Source organism: Nocardioides massiliensis (genome assembly GCF_030811215.1).
GTDB classification, from domain to species: domain Bacteria; phylum Actinomycetota; class Actinomycetes; order Propionibacteriales; family Nocardioidaceae; genus Nocardioides_A; species Nocardioides_A massiliensis.
The window spans coordinates 1,435,597-1,451,199 of sequence record NZ_JAUSQM010000001.1; the positions used below are offsets into that span (position 1 = coordinate 1,435,597).

The following is a 15,603-nucleotide window of genomic DNA, read 5'->3' on the forward strand; positions in this document are numbered from 1 at the left end:
GACATGCGGATCTGTGTGGTGGCGCTGGGCAAGATCGGGCTGCCGCTGGCGGTCCAGTTCGCCGACGCCGGACACACGGTCGTCGGCGCTGACATCGACGCGCGCGTCGTCGACCTGGTCAACGCCGGCACCGAGCCGTTCCCCGGGGAGCACCAGCTCGCCGAGAAGCTCGCCGCTGCCGTGGGTGACGGGCGGTTGCGGGCCACGACCGACACCGCGGCCGCCGTCGCCGAGTCCGACGCGGTCGTGCTGGTCGTGCCGCTCTTCGTCGACGCCGAGGGCATCCCCGACTTCGGGTGGATGGACTCGGCCACGCGGGAGGTGGCGCGCGGCCTGAAGCCCGGCACGCTGGTCAGCTATGAGACCACGCTGCCGGTCGGCACCACGCGTGACCGGTGGGCGCCGATGCTGGCCGAGGGCTCCGGGCTGACGCCCGGGGAGGACTTCCACCTGGTCTTCAGCCCCGAGCGGGTGCTGACCGGGCGGGTCTTCGCCGACCTGCGCCGCTACCCGAAGCTGGTCGGCGGCATCGACGCCGCCTCCGCCGAGGCCGGCGTGCGTTTCTACGAGCAGGTGCTGACCTTCGACGACCGCGACGACCTGCCCCGTCCCAACGGGGTCTGGGACCTGGGTACGGCGGAGGCCGCCGAGCTCGCGAAGCTGGCGGAGACGACCTATCGCGACGTCAACATCGGGCTGGCCAACCAGTTCGCGCGGTTCGCCGACTCCCGCGGCATCGACATCGAGCTGGTCATCGACGCCTGCAACTCCCAGCCCTACAGCCACATCCACCGCCCCGGCATCGCCGTCGGCGGGCACTGCATCCCGATCTACCCGCGCATCTACCTGTGGAACGACCCCCAGGCGACCGTCGTCCGCGCGGCCCGCGAGGCCAACGCGCTGATGCCGACGTACGCCGTCGACCTGCTCGCTGCTGCCCAGGGTGACCTGTCCGGCACCGCGGTGCTGGTGCTGGGTGCGGCGTACCGGGGCGGGGTGAAGGAGACCGCGTTCTCCGGCGTCTTCCCGACGGTGGCCGAGCTGCAGCGGCGCGGGGCCACCGTCTATGTCAGCGACCCGATGTACACCCCCGAGGAGCTCGAGGCCCACGACCTGCCCGCCCACCGGGGCGAGGAGGTCGCTGCCGCGGTGATCCAGGCCGACCACGCGGCGTACGCGTCCTTGACCCCGGCGGACCTGCCGGGCGTGCGGGTGCTGGTCGACGGCCGGCGCGTCACCGACGCCGCGGCGTGGGACGTCGACGGCGTACGCCGCCTCGTCATCGGCGGCTGAGCGCGCCTTCGCTCTCGACGTACTCCTCGCCCGTCGCCGGGCAGACCCAGGCGCCGTCCCGCTCCTGGAGGCGGTGGCCGGCGCGGCCGACCCAGCCGATCTGGCGGGCGGGGACGCCGACCATGAGCGCGTGCGCCGGGACGTCCTTGGTGACGACCGCGCCGGCGGCGACCATCGCCCACGCGCCGACACGAATGGGCGCCACGCAGACCGCGCGGGCGCCGATGGACGCGCCGTCCTCGATGGTGACCCCGACGGGCTCCCAGTCGGCGGCGCTCTTGAGCGAGCCGTCCGGCGCGACCGCGCGCGGGTACTGGTCGTTGGTCAGCACCGCTGCCGGCCCGACGAAGACGCCGTCGCCCAGCTCGGCGGGCTCGTAGACCAGCGCGTGGTTCTGCAGCTTGCAGCGGTCGCCGATGCGTACCCCGGACCCGACGTACGCCCCGCGGCCCACCACGCACTGCTCCCCGAGCTGCGCACCCTCGCGGATCTGGGCGAGCTCCCACACCGAGGACCCCTCCCCGACCTGCGCCGTCTCGTCGACCTGGGCCGTGGGCTGGATGCGGATCGCCATGCGCCGGATCCTAGACACTCCCCTACGTGAGCGTTGCCCCGCAGCCAGGCAGACGACGCTGACGTAGGGGAGTGACGGGGGCGGGGGCGGTCAGGGGGCGGTCAGGGGAGGGCGTACGTCGCGGGGCCGGTGGCGACGACCAGCCCGTCGGCGAGCAGCGAGGCGAGGCAGCGCTCGCGCTGGTCGTCGAGGTGCCAGGCGGCGTCGAGGCGCGACCGGTGGACGGGTCCCTCGCTGTCGCGGAGCACGGCGAGGAGCCGGCCGCGGCACTGCCGGTCGGTGCCGGCGTAGTCCTGCACCTTGCGGGGCGGGCCGTCGTACGCCGGGTAGCCGGCGGCGCGCCAGCGGCACAGGTCGGCCACCGGGCACCGCTCGCAGGCGGGAGCGCGGGCGGTGCAGACCAGGGCGCCGAGCTCCATCACGGCCACCGCCCAGGTCGCGGCCTCGGCCTCGTCGTCGGGGAGCAGCGCGGCGGCTCGGTCGCGCTCGGCCCGGGTGGGTGCGGCGGCCGGGAACTCGACCCCGCCCAGGACGCGGGCGTGCACCCGCCGCACGTTGGTGTCGAGCACGACGTGGCGCTGCCCGAACGCGAACGACGCGACCGCCGCTGCCGTGTAGTCGCCGACGCCCGGCAGGGCGATCAGCTCGGCGTACGACGACGGCACCGCGCCGCCGTGCTCCTCGACCACCGCCGTCGCCGCGGCGTGCAGGCGCAGCGCGCGGCGTGGGTAGCCGAGGCGTCCCCACGCGCGGACGGCCTCGCCACTCGGCTCGGCAGCCAGATCCGCGGGCGTCGGCCAGCGCTCCATCCACGTCTCCCACACCGGCAGCACCCGCGCGACCGGCGTCTGCTGCAGCATGAACTCGCTGACCACGACGCCCCATGCACTGGCGCCCGGCCGGCGCCACGCCAGGTCGCGGGCGTGGTCGGCGTACCAACCGAGGACGGTGTCGTGGAGCACCTCGGGCTGGAGGTCGGGGTCGGCGGCGGGCGGCATCGGCGCCGATCGTAGGGCGGGTCGCTCGCCAGCGGGACGGCAGGCGTCGGTGCGCCTCCGCCACCACGCGTCCGCGGCTGACTACGGTGCGACCATGCCTGGCATCGCGCGCCCCCGCGGCCCCCTGCCCGCCCGCGTGTATTGGACCCGTCGGCTCCTCGTCCTGGGCGTGGCGTTGGCGCTGGTCCTCGGCGTGAAGACCCTGCTCGGTCAGGCGCCCCAGGACCCCGGTGCCCCCACCGCGCGGCAGGTCGGCGGTCCGGCGAGCGTCGAGCTCGCGGAGCCGACGTCGACCGACGACGCAGCCGTGGAGGCTGGCGAGGCCGCCGAGGCGAACGGCCAGCAGGACAAGGGGAAGCAGGGCAAGCAGGGCAAGCAGGGCAAGGGCAAGAAGGCGAAGAACACCCCGCCGCCGCTGCCCGAGCCGAAGGGCGTGTGTCTCGACCCCGACGTCCGCGTGACGCCCAAGGTGGAGGGCGCGAGCGCCGGTGGCGGCGTACGCATCGACCTGGAGCTGACCAGCTCGCTGTCGGAGGCCTGCACCTGGACCGTCTCGCCCAAGACCGTCGTGGTGAAGCTGACGTCGGGACCCGACCGGATCTGGACGAGCCAGGAGTGCCCGCGCACGGTGCCGACGCAGGACGTCGTCGTACGCCGCGACACCCCGGCCGTGGTGAGCATGACCTGGAACGGTCGCCGCTCCAACGCCGAGTGCACCGGCAACACCAAGTGGGCGCTGCCGGGCTACTACCACGTGCTGACCGCGGCCCTGGGTGGTCAGCCGACCGAGGTGCAGTTCCGCCTGCGCCGCCCCTCGGCTCCCGTGATCACCAAGACGATCAAGCCGAAGAAGCCCAAGACCCAGGCGGCGAAGCCGCAGGACGAGAAGCCTGCGCAGCAGAAGAAGAAGCGTCAGCAGGCCGAGGGCGCCGCGCAGGACTGATCACACGTAGCGCTCGAGGATGCTCGACTCCGCGAGGCGCGACAGCCCCTCACGCACGGAGCGGGCGCGCAGCTCGCCGACGCCCTCGACGGTGAGCAGGTCGTCGATGCCGGCGGAGAGCAGCTTCTGCAGGTTGCCGAAGTGTTCGACGAGCCGCTCGACGACGGTCTGCGGCAGGCGCGGGACCTTGGCGAGCAGCCGGTAGCCGCGCGGCGAGACCGCCGCGTCGAGGTGCTCGCTGATCCCGAGTCCGACGGCGCGGGCGACGGCGGGGACGTCGACGAGCTCGGTGGGGGAGAGGCCCTCGAGCTCCGCGAGCACGCTCTCGGTGCTGCGCTTGCGACGGCCCTGGGGGAGGTAGTCGCGGATGACGAGCTCGCGCTCGACGTCGACGCCCGTGATGAGCTCCTCGAGCTGGAGCGCGAGCAGCCGGCCGTCGGAGCCGAGCTCGACGACGTAGTCCTCGATCTCCCGGGCGATCCGCGTGACCATCTCCAGGCGCTGGGCGACGACGGCGACGTCGCGGACGGTGACGAGGTCCTCGATCTCCAGTGCCGACAGGGTCGAGGACACCTCGTCGAGCCGGAGCTTGTAGCGCTCGAGGGTCGCGAGGGCCTGGTTGGCGCGCGAGAGGATCTGCCCGGAGTCCTCCAGCACGTAGCGGGTCTGGTCGACGTACACCGCGATGATCTGCATCGACTGCGACACCGAGATCACCGGGAAGCCGGTCTGGCGCGCGACCCGGTCGGCGGTGCGGTGCCGGGTGCCGGTCTCCTCGGAATAGATCGTCGGGTCGGGCATGAGATGGACCGCCGCGCGCACGATCCGCGTGGCGTCGCGGTCGAGGATGATCGCGCCGTCCATCTTCGCGAGCTCCCGCAGGCCGGTCGGGGTGAAGGGTACGTCGAGGGTGAACCCGCCGCTCGAGATCGACTCGACGACCTTGTCGTTGCCGAGGACCAGCAGGGCGCCGGTCCGGCCGCGCAGGATGCGCTCGAGCCCGTCGCGCAGGGTCGTGCCGGGGGCGATCGACGCGAGGGTGCTGCGCAGTCTCGAGGCGTCGTCCGCGCTGCTGGTCACTGCCACCCACCTGCCCCCTCGCCGGTCATGAACTCCGGCTCAGTGTAGGGACAGCGGCGGGTGGATGACTCACCCCGGACTCAAGCCGGCTGGCGAGGCGCCGCGGGCGGGACCACTTGGGCCGCCTTGAAGGCCTTCGCGAGGGTCCCCACCTCGACCAGCCGGACCCCGGTGTCGTTGCGCAGCTCGGCGGGGAGCTCGCCGCGATCGGCGATCGGCGGGACCAGGATCCGGGTGAACCCGAGGCGGGCGGCCTCGGCGACCCGCTGGCCCAACCCCTGCACGGGGCGGATGTCACCGGAGAGCGCGACCTCGCCGACCGCCGCGACGTGCCGGGACAAGGCGATGTCGGTGAGGGCCGACCAGATCGCCAAGGTGACGGCCAGGTCGCACGACGGCGTGGTCAGCCGCAGCCCCGCGACCGTGGCGACGTAGACGTCGAGCTCGCCGAGCTTCACGCCGCCGTACTTCTCCGTCACCGCGAGCAGCATCGCCAGCCGGGCGTGGTCGACGCCGCTGACGGCCCGCCGCGGCTGCGGGGTGCTGCTCTTGGACACCAGCGCCTGCACCTCGGCGACGAGCGGGCGCCGGCCTTCCATCGAGATCGTCGTGCAGGTGCCGGCGACGGGCTGGTCGCGCTGGGCGCGGAAGAGCTGGGACGGGTCGGAGACCGCGAAGAGCCCGCTGTCGCGCTGCTCGAAGCACGCGACCTCCTCGGCCGGCCCGAACCGGTTCTTGACCGCACGCAGCAGCCGAAGGGCGGTGTGGCGGTCGCCCTCGAAGGTGAGCACGGTGTCGACGAGGTGCTCGAGCGAGCGGGGGCCGGCGACGTTGTTGTCCTTGGTCGACTGCCCGATCAGCAGCATCGGCACCCCGGCGCGCTTGGCCCACGACGTCAGGGCCTGGGTGGCGCCGGTGACCTGTCCGACCCCACCGGCACGGCCCTCGATCGTCACCGACGCCACGGTCTGCACCGAGTCGACGACCACCAGTGCCGGCGACGTCGCGTCGAGATGGCCCAGGACGGTGTCGAGGTCGGTCTCGTCGGCGACCAGGAGCCCGGGGCTGTCGGCACCGACCCGCTCCGCGCGTACGCCGATCTGCTCGGCCGACTCCTCACCGGAGACGTAGAGGACGGTGCGTGGCTGGGCATCCGGCCCGCGCTTCTCCCCGCGGGGGCCGGCGCTGAACGCCTGGGAGACCTCCAGCAGCAGCGTCGACTTGCCGACGCCGGGCTCGCCCGCGAGCAGCAGCACCTGGCCTGCGACCAGCCCACCGCCGAGGACGCGGTCGAACTCCGGGAGGCCGGTGCGGATGCGGCGGGTGCGCTCGCGCGAGACCTCGCCCACAGGACGGGCGGGCCGCGTCGGCCGGGTCGCCTGGGTCGCGGGCCGGCCGGCAGCGGGCGCAGCGACCGTCCGCTCGACCATCGTCGAGAACGCGCGGCACCCGGTGCAGCGCCCGACCCACTTGGCGGTCTCCCAGCCGCATTCGGAGCAGGCGTACGTCGTGCGGGCGCGCGCGGCTCGAGAGGCTCCACTCATGACGTGCACGGTAGGCGACGGCACCGACATCGGCGCGGAAGCCGTCCCCAGCGCAGGGACGGGCGTTTGACGGGCGGCGTACCGGCGGCGGATCATGCGGGGACGCTGCTTGGATCGATCCAGACAGCCTGGTTGTGCCCAGTCAAGACACCGGGTGGGCGGCGTACGGCATGACGGAGGGGCGCGGGCGCATGGCACGCGGTGGCAGACGAGACGGCGGCACGCGCGGCAGCAGGGTGGTCCGCGCCACCGATCGCCGTACGCCCGAGGGCCCGGCGACCCTGGCCACGGTCGCAGCGCGCGCCGGGGTGTCGCGCCAGACGGTCTCCAACGCGATCAACAACCCCGCCCTGCTGGCCGAGGACACCCTGGCCAAGGTGGAGCGCGCGATCGCCGATCTCGGCTACTCGCCCAACCTCGCCGCCCGCACCCTGCGCACCCGCACCACACGCCTGATCGGGCTGCCGTTCGAGCCCGCGCAGGAGGGCACGGCCAATGCGCTGATGGACCGGTTCGTCCACACGCTGGTCGAGGCCACGCGCGAGATGGGCTACCACGTCCTGCTTTTCGCCTCCGACCCGACGGACTCCGAGCGCGGCTACGCGCGGATGCTGCGCTCGACGGCCGTCGACGCGTTCGTCGTCACCGACACCTACCGCGGCGACCCGCAGGTGGAGTACCTCCAGCAGCGCGGCGCGCTCTTCGTCGCCTTCGGGCGCCCGTGGGACCAGGCCGAGGCGATCCATCCGTGGGTGGACGTCGACGGCGCCGCCGGCGTGGCGCAGGCGACCTCCCACCTCGCCGATCGTGGCCACGAGGTGATCGCCTGGCTGGGGTGGACCGCCGACCAGCCCATCGGTGAGGACCGGCGTGCCGGGTGGATGGGCACGATGCGCGCCCGCGGTCTGTCGACCACGCGGCTGAGCGTGCGCGGCGACGGCACGATGGAGTACGGCCGGCGCGCCACCCACGCCCTCATCGACGCCCGCAAGCCGACGGCGCTGGTCTGCGTCAGCGACACGGTCGCCATGGGGGCGATGCGGGCGCTGCACGAGCGCGGGCTGGTCGCGGGTCGCGACGTCGCCGTCGTCGGCTTCGACGACTCCCAGGTCGCCCAGACCGTCTCGCCCGCCCTCACCTCGGTGCGCCAGCCGCTGGAGGAGGTCGCGCTCGGGATCGGGGAGCGACTCGAGAAGCTGCTCAACCACCGGCCCATCGAGGAGCCGGGGCTGCTGCTGCAGCCCACTTTGGTGGTGCGGGAGACCAGCTGAGGGGCCCGGTTCAGTACTGCTTCCACCACAGGTTGACGGCGTAGTCGACGCTCAACCCCTCGTGCTCGGCGATGATCTCCTCGGCGACCGCCGGCGCGAACTCGATGCGCACGACCGCCTCGAGGTCCTCGCGGGACTCGAAGCTCCAGCCCATGTCGATGGGCTCGCGGCTCCATCCGTGGCGAGCCCAGAACCGCTCAACGGCGGGCGGATCCACCTTGTCGCCGTACCCCCGCCTGAACCACGCCCCGAAGGTCGAGCGCGTCGCGTCGTTGTCGATGACGTACGCCGTACCCCCGCGACGCATCACGCGGTCGAACTCGCGCAGCCCGGGCTCGCAGCCGGGACCGAAGAAGTAGGCCCACCGTGCGTGCAGGACGTCCACCGAGGCCGGCGGCAGCGGCAGGTCGGTGGCGCTTCCCTGGAGGACGCGGACGGTGCCGAGCTTCGCCGTACGCCGACGGGCGATCGCCGCGAGGCCGGGATGGGGCTCGACGCCGACGACGGACCGGGCCGCCGGGAAGCCCTGCTCGCCCGCCCAGCGCGGCAGGTGGAAGCCGGTGCCGCACCCGAGGTCGAGCAGGTCGCGTCCCTCCCAAGAGCCGAGCCGCAGCATGGCGGCCTCGATGCGCCGATCCGGGTCAACCGCGCGGTTCTCGATCTCGTACGTCGCGGTGTGGTGCCAGATGTTGGGCGAGGGTACGGCGCCCGGCGAGGTGCCGGGCACGGTCGAGGGTGGTGCGGGGCGCGGCACGCCGCCGGGCCGGGGTGCGCTCAGGGGTGGTCGCTTTAGATCCGGACCAGGCCGTTGGGGGTCTGGAACTGGGCGGCGAGCAGGCCCGGGGTGCCGTGCGGGGCGACCCACTCGACCTTCACGTCCTCCAGCGGCTCGTCGACCGGGTGGCCCAGCCATTCGCTGACGCGCTGCGGGTCGCCGGCGATCTCCAGGCACTCCAGCGAGATCGCGCCCGACGGGTTGGCCGCCGGACGGTCCTCCTCGGGGGACAGCCACTTGACGAAGAACGGCAGCTGCGGGTCGGACTGCAGGCCCTTCACGCCGATCTGCTCCCACACCAGCTCGGTGCCGTCGGGGCGGTGCCGGTTGCCGGGGACGGCCTTGCGGCCCAGGCGCTCCTCGTACTTCTCGATGTCGCGCACCCGCACGACCCAGCCCATCCAACCGCCACCCAGCTCGGACCGGGCACGCACGGCCTGGCCGAACGGGGCCTTGTCGGAGGCGGGGTGGTCGAGCACCTCGACGATCTCGACGTAGACCCGGTCGCGCAGGGCGAGGGTCATGTTGCGGGTGCCGAAGCGCGGGTGCAGCCCGCCGTCGACGAACTCCTCCCCGAGAAGCTCCCCGAGACGCTGCGCGGTGCTCGCGAGTCCGTCGGGTCCGGCGGCGTACGACAGGTGGTCCAGGCGCATGTTGGCATTGTCACCCGTGTCGTTGCCGGACTCCCAATCGGGGGTCGATCCGGCGGCCGTGCCGGGTGCGGCGTACCGCGGTTCGGGGGGACTGTGTATACGAAGTTGCGCGACACGCCGACTGGAACGTGTACACAGTGGCGACTTCGCTACACGTGTAGCGAAACTGCACGCCGCTCAGGAGTGCCGCGAGGCGGGGTGGATGGCGAGCAGCGAGCGGGAGCGCAGGTGCGCCTCGCAGTGCGCGACCAGCTCGTCGTACGCCGGCTGCCCCATGAGCGCGATGAGCTCGGCAGCGTTGGAGAGGTAGACCGGCTCGGGGGCGACGTGGGCCTCGGTGTTGCCCGAGCAGTACCAGTCGAGGTCGTGGCCGCCGGGGCCCCAGCCGCGCCGGTCGTACTCGGTGATCGTCACCTCGGTGTAGGTGGTGCCGTCGGTGATCTCCACCTCGCGGAAGAGCCGGCGGATCGGCAGCTGCCAGCAGACGTCGGGCTTGGTCTCGACGAAGTGCACGCCCTCGCGCTCGGCCTGGTGGTGGAAGGCGCAGCCCTCGCCGCCGGGGAAGCCGGGGCGGTTGAAGAACACGCAGACGCCCTCGTGGACCAGGGTCTTGCGCTCGCCGTCCTCGATCTCGACCCACTGCCGGCGCTTGGGCTTCACACCACGCTTGCCGTCGGGCCGGCCGACCTCGTGCATCTGCCAGTGCTCGGGCTCGAGCTTGTCGACCCAGCCGGCGACGCGCTCCTCGTCCTCGTCGTCGGCGAAGTGCGCACCGAGGGTGCAGCAGCCGTAGTCGGGGCGGTCGGCGCTGATGCCGGCGCACCCGCCACCGAAGATGCAGGTCCAGCTGGACGTGAGCCACGTGATGTCACAGCGGAAGACCTGACCGCCGTCGCCGCGGTCGGCGGGGTCCTCGAACTCCACCCACGCACGTGGGAACACCAGGTCGACCTCGGGCACGGCGGTCACCCTACGTCGCCGTACGCCGCCGCCCCAGCGCCCGCCCGGCGTCCGGTCGGGTGCCCGGCCGGTACCGTGGCCCGCATGAGGTTGGGCGTGCTCGACATCGGCTCCAACACCGGTCATCTGCTGGTCGTGGACGCCCGTGGTGGCGCGGCCCCCCTGCCCGCCTACTCGTTCAAGGAGCCGCTGCGGCTCGCGGAGAGCATCGACGACGACGGGGCGATCAGCCAGGTGGCGGCCGAGACGCTCGCGGCGTTCGTCGGGACGGCCCTCGAGGTCGCGGAGACGAAGGGTTGCGAGGAGGTCATCGGCTTCGCGACGTCGGCGGTGCGCGATGCGACCAACAGCGACGCCGTCCTCGACCTCGTGCGCGAGCGCACCGGCATCACCCTCGACGTCGTCCACGGTGAGGACGAGGCGCGGCTGACCTTCCTCGCCGTACGCCGCTGGTTCGGCTGGTCCTCGGGCCGGCTCGCGGTCATCGACATCGGCGGCGGGTCGCTCGAGATCGCCGCCGGCCTCGACGAGGCGCCCGAGGTGGCGTGGACGCTGCCGCTCGGCGCCGGGCGGTTGGCCCGACGGTGGTTCCGCGAGGACCGGCCGCGCACTGACGACGAGCTGCGGGAGGTACGCCGCAGCATCCGCGCAGCCGTCGCGAAGGACGCCGGGTCGCTGCTGCGCGGCGGCGCTCCCGACCACGCCGTCGCGACGTCCAAGACGCTGCGTTCTCTAGCGCGCATCTGCGGTGCGGCGCCGTCGGCGCAGGGGCCGTATGTCTCCCGCATCCTGCCCGCGGCCGAGCTCGCGCAGTGGATCCCGAAGCTGGCCGCGATGCGCCACGAGCAGGTCGCGGCCCTGCCGGGGGTGGCCGCCAACCGTGCGCACCAGATGCTGGCCGGCGCCCTGGTCGCGGAGGGGGTCTTCGACATCTTCGGGTTCACCGAGCTGGAGGTGTGCCCGTGGGCGCTGCGGGAGGGCGTCATCCTCGAGCGGCTCGACCGGCTCAGCGTCCGGGCAGGACTGGCGGGAGCGTGACCGGCCCGCTGTTCGCCCTCTCGACCTCCTCGGTCTATCCCGAGTCGGCTGCCGAGGCGTTCTCCTACGCCTCGCGCCTGGGCTACGACGCCGTCGAGGTGATGGTCGCGCTCGACCCGGTCAGCCAGGAGGTCGACGGGATCAAGCACCTCTCGGACTACCACGAGGTGCCGGTCTGCTCGATCCACGCGCCCACCCTCCTGGTGACCCAGCGGGTCTGGGGCACCGACCCGTGGGTGAAGCTCGAGCGCAGCGCCGAGATGGCCCACGCCGTGGGCGCCGACGTCGTCGTCGTACACCCGCCGTTCCGGTGGCAGCGGGAGTACGCCGCCGGCTTCGTCGAGGGGATCGCCGACCTGGAGGCCCGCACCGGCATCGCGTTCGCGGTCGAGAACATGTATCCCTGGCGCGCCTCGTCGAAGCGCGAGCTGCAGGTCTACCAACCCGGCTGGGACCCCTCGGAGCAGGGCTACGCCAACACCTGCGTCGACCTCTCCCACGCCGCGACGGCGCAGACCGACTCCCTCGAGCTGGTCAAGCGGCTCGGCGACCGGTTCCGCCACCTGCACCTCACCGACGGCAGCGGGTCGGCCAAGGACGAGCACCTCGTCCCCGGGCGCGGCAGGCAGCCCGCCGCCGAGCTGCTCGAGCACCTCGCCGGCACCGGGTTCGAGGGACACGTCGTGCTGGAGATCAACACCCGCAAGGCCGACAAGGCCCAGCGCGAGGCCGACCTGCTGGAGTCGCTGGCCTTCGCCCGCCTGCACTTCGCCACCGAGCGCTGAGACCGCGAGGGCGCCGACGTACGCTGACCGGCATGTCCCTGCTCCGTGAGCCGATCCTGGCGCTCTCGCGCAGTGACCGGGTGCGAGACGCCCTCGTGCGGACGCCGGTGACCCGGGGCGTGGTCGAGCGCTACGTCCCCGGCGAGACCACGGCCGACGCCGTACGCGTGGCCGGCGAGCTGGCCGCCGACGGGCTGCACGTCACCCTCGACCACCTCGGCGAGGACACCCTCGACGTCGCCCAGTCGTGGGCGACGGTCGACGCCTACCACGAGCTGCTGACGGCGCTGGCCGACGAGGGCCTCGCGCACCGGGCGGAGGTCTCGGTCAAGCTCACCGCGCTCGGACTGGCCCTGCCCGACGACGGGCCGCAGCTCGCGCTCGAGCAGGCCCAGCGCATCTGCCGGGCGGCGCGCCGGGCCGGCACCACCGTCACCATCGACATGGAGAGCCACGCGGTCACCGACGCGACGCTGATGATCGTGCACGAGCTGCGGCGCGACTTCCCCGAGACCGGCGCGGTGCTGCAGTCCTACCTGCACCGCACCGTCTCCGACTGCCGCACGCTCGCCCACGAGGACTCCCGGGTGCGGCTGTGCAAGGGCGCGTACGCCGAGCCCGACGACGTCGCCCACACCGACCCCGAGGACATCGCGCGGGCCTACGTGCGCTGCCTGAAGATCCTCATGGCCGGCGCCGGCTACCCGATGGTCGCGACCCACGACCCGCGCCTGATCGAGATCGCCTCGGCGCTCGCCGCTCGCCACGGACGCCGCCCCGGCACCTACGAGTTCCAGATGCTCTATGGCATCCGCCCCGACGAGCAGCGGCGGCTCGCGGAGCGCGGCGAGACCGTCCGCGTCTATGTGCCGTACGGCGCGCAGTGGTACGGATACCTCATGAGACGTCTCGCGGAGCGGCCGTCCAACCTGACATTGTTCGCTCGGTCACTGGTGTCGACGAGGTAGGGGAGAGCCATGGGCGCGAACGTCGCGATCCTCGGTGCGGGAGTGATGGGCGAGACCCTGCTCTCCGGGATGCTGCGCGGCGGACGCCCGGCCGACTCGCTGCTGGTCGGCGAGAAGCGCACCGAGCGTGCCGCCGAGCTCCAGGAGAGGTACGGCGTACGCGTCCTGGGCAACAGCGAGGCGGCCGCCGAGGCTGAGACCGTGCTGCTGGTGGTCAAGCCGCAGGACATGGCCGACCTGCTCGCCGAGATCACCCCCGTGCTGCGCCCGGGCCAGCTGCTGGTCTCGCTCGCCGCCGGCATCACCACCGCCTGGATCGAGGAGCGGGTGCCCGCCGGGGTGGCCGTCATCCGCGTCATGCCCAACACCCCCGCGCTGGTCGACGAGGGGATGGCGGCGATCTCCGCCGGCTCGGTGTGCGAGGAGGCCCACCTGGTCGAGGCGGAGGCCGTGCTGGCGGCGACCGGCAAGGTGCTGCGGGTGCCGGAGCGGCAGCAGGACGCCGTGACCGCGATCAGCGGGTCGGGTCCGGCGTACATCTTCTTCGTCGTCGAGTCGATGATCGAGGCCGGCGTCCACCTCGGACTGCCGCGCGCGACCGCCACCGACCTCGTCGTGCAGACCGTCGTTGGCTCGGCCAAGCTGCTGCGCGAGACCGGAGAGCACCCGACCGTCCTGCGCGAGCGCGTCACCTCGCCGGGAGGCACCACGGCTGCCGCCGTACGCGAGCTCGAGGACCACAAGGTGCGCGCGGCGTTCCTGGTCGCGATGGAGGCGGCGCGGGACCGCTCGCGCGCGCTGGCCGAGGGGAGCGCCTGACCCCCATGCCGCTGGAGCCCGCCGTGCCTGCTGACCCGGTCGCCTGCCCGGGCGGATCGGTGGTCGTGTTCGACCCGGTGATGACCACCTACGACTTCGGCCCGACCCACCCGATGGCGCCGGTGCGCGTCGACCTGACGATGCGGCTGGCCGAGGAGCTCGGCGTGACCGGCCCCGACGGCGTGCTGCGCCAGGTGGCCGCTCCGGTCGCGAGCGACGACGCGATCGCCACGGTGCACTCGCCGGCGCTCCTCGAGGCGGTGATGGCTGCCGGTCGCGACCCGCGGCGCGCCGACTACTCGTTCGGGCTGGGCAGTGACGACAACCCCGTCTTCGTCGGCATGCACGACGCGGGCGCCCACGTGGTCGGCGCGACTGTCGAGGCCATGCGGCAGGTGTGGACGGGCGAGGCGACCCACGCCGCCAACATCGCCGGCGGGCTCCACCACGCCATGCCCGGGCGGGTGAGCGGGTTCTGCATCTACAACGACATCGCCGTCGGCATCCAGTGGCTGCTCGACAACGGTGCGGAGCGGGTGGCGTACGTCGACGTCGACGTCCACCACGGCGACGGCGTGGAGCGGATCTTCTGGGACGACCCGCGCGTGCTCACGATCAGCCTCCACGAGACCGGCCAGATGCTCTTCCCCGGCACCGGGTTCCCCCAGGACCTCGGCGGGCCGGAGGCGAAGGGGAGCGCGGTCAATGTCGCCCTGCCGCCCGGCACGTCGGACGCCGGCTGGCTGCGCGCGTTCCACGCGGTCGTGCCCGAGCTGCTGCGCGAGTTCGACCCCGACATCCTCGTCACCCAGCACGGTTGCGACACCCACCTCGAGGACCCGCTCGCCCACCTCATGCTCACCGTGGACGGCCAGCGCGCGACCTACCTCGCGTTGCACGAGCTCGCCCACGAGGTCGCGGGGGGCAAGTGGGTCGCCACCGGTGGGGGCGGCTACGCGATCGTCGACGTCGTCCCGCGGGCGTGGAGCCACCTGCTGGCGATCGTGGGCGGCGCGCCGCTGGACCCCTCGTTGCCCACCCCCGACGGCTGGCGCGACCACGTGCTGACGTCGATGGGGCAGCAGGCGCCGTTCCGGCTCACCGACGGCCGCACCCCGGCGTACCGCGACTGGCGCGACGGCTACGACCCCAACACCTGGCTCGACCGCGCCATCCAGGCCACCCGCGAGGCGGCGTTCCCGCTGCACGGGCTGAACGTGCACGGGTACTGACGGGCGCCTGGCTGTGCGGCTCGGTGGGCAGCTGGGTGGGCGGCTGTCCACGCGACACGCCGGAGAAAGGCAAAGAATTTCCCCAGGTTGGCCGTCACCCCTTCCCCACGAGTCACACCAGCCCCTATCCTCGCCACCAGGCTGGCGTGAGGCCGCGGTGGGGAAGCCGTGGGCGTCGGCCTCAGAAAGTGCGGTGCACGATGGCTGCTCCAGGCGCTGGGGACCTCTCCGGCTCGAAGTTCTTGACCGTTGCCGAGGTCGCGCAGGTCATGCGTGTCTCCAAGATGACCGTCTACCGACTCGTCCACTCCGGCGAGCTGCCGGCGGTCCGCGTCGGGCGTTCCTTCCGGGTCACCGAGAAGGACGTCGACGACTACCTCAAGGGCTCGTTCTTCCAGACGGGCTGACGCTCGCCCTGCACCACCGGCAGCCTCTCGCGTACCACTTGTCGAACGAAACCGGGCGTTTGCAGCGGTAGTTTCGTTCGACCAGCGGGTGTGTCGTCAGTCGGGCGGCCCTTCGATACGCCTCGTCCCTCGGCTACTCAGGACAAGTGAAACTGCCGCCCGGTTCGGAAACCGCCCACGATCCGTCTCGGTTTCTCCCGAGTAGGGCGGCCCGGATACGCTTGCCCCCGTTCTGCACCACCGTGCAGCGACGCCTGATCATC

16 protein-coding genes are annotated in these 15,603 nt (G+C 72.9%); 9 read left to right on the forward strand and 7 right to left on the reverse strand.

From position 1 onward, the window contains the following. Positions 1-3: 3 nt before the first annotated feature. Positions 4-1,293 (forward strand): nucleotide sugar dehydrogenase, encoded by a 1,290-nt coding sequence (locus J2S59_RS07160; protein ID WP_068118717.1) that lies wholly within the window; start codon positions 4-6, stop codon positions 1,291-1,293. Here the strand turns inward: J2S59_RS07160 and J2S59_RS07165 are convergent. After that, positions 1,280-1,867: an acyltransferase gene (locus J2S59_RS07165; protein WP_068118720.1), complete on the reverse strand. Its 588-nt coding sequence runs from the start codon at positions 1,865-1,867 to the stop codon at positions 1,280-1,282. The two genes, J2S59_RS07160 and J2S59_RS07165, sit on opposite strands and share 14 nt — an antisense overlap. A gap of 101 nt (positions 1,868-1,968) precedes the next feature. After that, a complete protein-coding gene (locus J2S59_RS07170; protein WP_068118738.1) occupies positions 1,969-2,865 on the reverse strand; it encodes an iron-sulfur binding domain-containing protein in 897 nt (298 codons plus the stop codon). A gap of 94 nt (positions 2,866-2,959) precedes the next feature. Between J2S59_RS07170 and J2S59_RS07175 the strand changes: the two genes are divergently transcribed. Beyond that, a complete protein-coding gene (locus J2S59_RS07175) occupies positions 2,960-3,808 on the forward strand; it encodes a hypothetical protein (protein ID WP_181641673.1) in 849 nt (282 codons plus the stop codon). On the opposite strand, the gene disA is transcribed toward J2S59_RS07175, so the two are convergent. Beyond that, positions 3,809-4,888: a DNA integrity scanning diadenylate cyclase DisA gene (disA, locus tag J2S59_RS07180; RefSeq protein WP_370871477.1), complete on the reverse strand. Its 1,080-nt coding sequence runs from the start codon at positions 4,886-4,888 to the stop codon at positions 3,809-3,811. A gap of 80 nt (positions 4,889-4,968) precedes the next feature. Next, the gene (radA, locus tag J2S59_RS07185; RefSeq protein WP_306824962.1) at positions 4,969-6,432 is read right to left on the reverse strand and encodes a DNA repair protein RadA; all 1,464 of its coding nucleotides are present in this window, start codon (positions 6,430-6,432) and stop codon (positions 4,969-4,971) included. Between the two features lie 134 nt (positions 6,433-6,566). Here radA and J2S59_RS07190 point away from each other — a divergent pair, with 134 nt between their 5' ends. Next, positions 6,567-7,703 (forward strand): LacI family DNA-binding transcriptional regulator, encoded by a 1,137-nt coding sequence (locus J2S59_RS07190; protein ID WP_246360158.1) that lies wholly within the window; start codon positions 6,567-6,569, stop codon positions 7,701-7,703. A 10-nt stretch (positions 7,704-7,713) separates the two neighbouring features. Here the strand turns inward: J2S59_RS07190 and J2S59_RS07195 are convergent, their stop codons facing one another. The 3 genes from J2S59_RS07195 to J2S59_RS07205 form a co-directional block, all read right to left on the reverse strand. After that, positions 7,714-8,430: a class I SAM-dependent methyltransferase gene (locus J2S59_RS07195; RefSeq protein ID WP_068118117.1), complete on the reverse strand. Its 717-nt coding sequence runs from the start codon at positions 8,428-8,430 to the stop codon at positions 7,714-7,716. A gap of 62 nt (positions 8,431-8,492) precedes the next feature. Beyond that, positions 8,493-9,131 carry a VOC family protein gene (locus J2S59_RS07200; protein WP_068118120.1) on the reverse strand — a complete coding sequence of 213 codons (639 nt, stop codon included), beginning with the start codon at positions 9,129-9,131 and terminating at the stop codon, positions 8,493-8,495. Between the two features lie 177 nt (positions 9,132-9,308). Beyond that, positions 9,309-10,091 carry a DUF3109 family protein gene (locus J2S59_RS07205; protein WP_068118124.1) on the reverse strand — a complete coding sequence of 261 codons (783 nt, stop codon included), beginning with the start codon at positions 10,089-10,091 and terminating at the stop codon, positions 9,309-9,311. 84 nt (positions 10,092-10,175) lie between these two features. Here J2S59_RS07205 and J2S59_RS07210 point away from each other — a divergent pair, with 84 nt between their 5' ends. From J2S59_RS07210 to J2S59_RS07235, 6 genes are all read left to right on the forward strand, one after another. Further along, on the forward strand, positions 10,176-11,129 hold the full coding sequence (locus J2S59_RS07210) for a Ppx/GppA family phosphatase (protein WP_068118122.1): 954 nt from the start codon (positions 10,176-10,178) through the stop codon (positions 11,127-11,129). Next, positions 11,126-11,914 (forward strand): sugar phosphate isomerase/epimerase family protein, encoded by a 789-nt coding sequence (locus J2S59_RS07215; protein WP_306824963.1) that lies wholly within the window; start codon positions 11,126-11,128, stop codon positions 11,912-11,914. The genes J2S59_RS07210 and J2S59_RS07215 overlap by 4 nt, the downstream gene beginning before the upstream one ends. Before the next feature lie 32 nt (positions 11,915-11,946). Further along, positions 11,947-12,882, forward strand: a complete 936-nt coding sequence (locus tag J2S59_RS07220; RefSeq protein WP_220138581.1) for a proline dehydrogenase family protein — start codon at positions 11,947-11,949, stop codon at positions 12,880-12,882. A 9-nt stretch (positions 12,883-12,891) separates the two neighbouring features. Continuing rightward, on the forward strand, positions 12,892-13,701 hold the full coding sequence (gene proC / locus J2S59_RS07225; RefSeq protein WP_068123890.1) for a pyrroline-5-carboxylate reductase: 810 nt from the start codon (positions 12,892-12,894) through the stop codon (positions 13,699-13,701). Positions 13,702-13,781: 80 nt separating this feature from the next. Then, a complete protein-coding gene (locus J2S59_RS07230) occupies positions 13,782-14,933 on the forward strand; it encodes an acetoin utilization protein AcuC (RefSeq protein ID WP_306825453.1) in 1,152 nt (383 codons plus the stop codon). Between the two features lie 200 nt (positions 14,934-15,133). Beyond that, on the forward strand, positions 15,134-15,340 hold the full coding sequence (locus J2S59_RS07235; protein ID WP_068123885.1) for a helix-turn-helix domain-containing protein: 207 nt from the start codon (positions 15,134-15,136) through the stop codon (positions 15,338-15,340). Positions 15,341-15,603 lie beyond the last annotated feature (263 nt).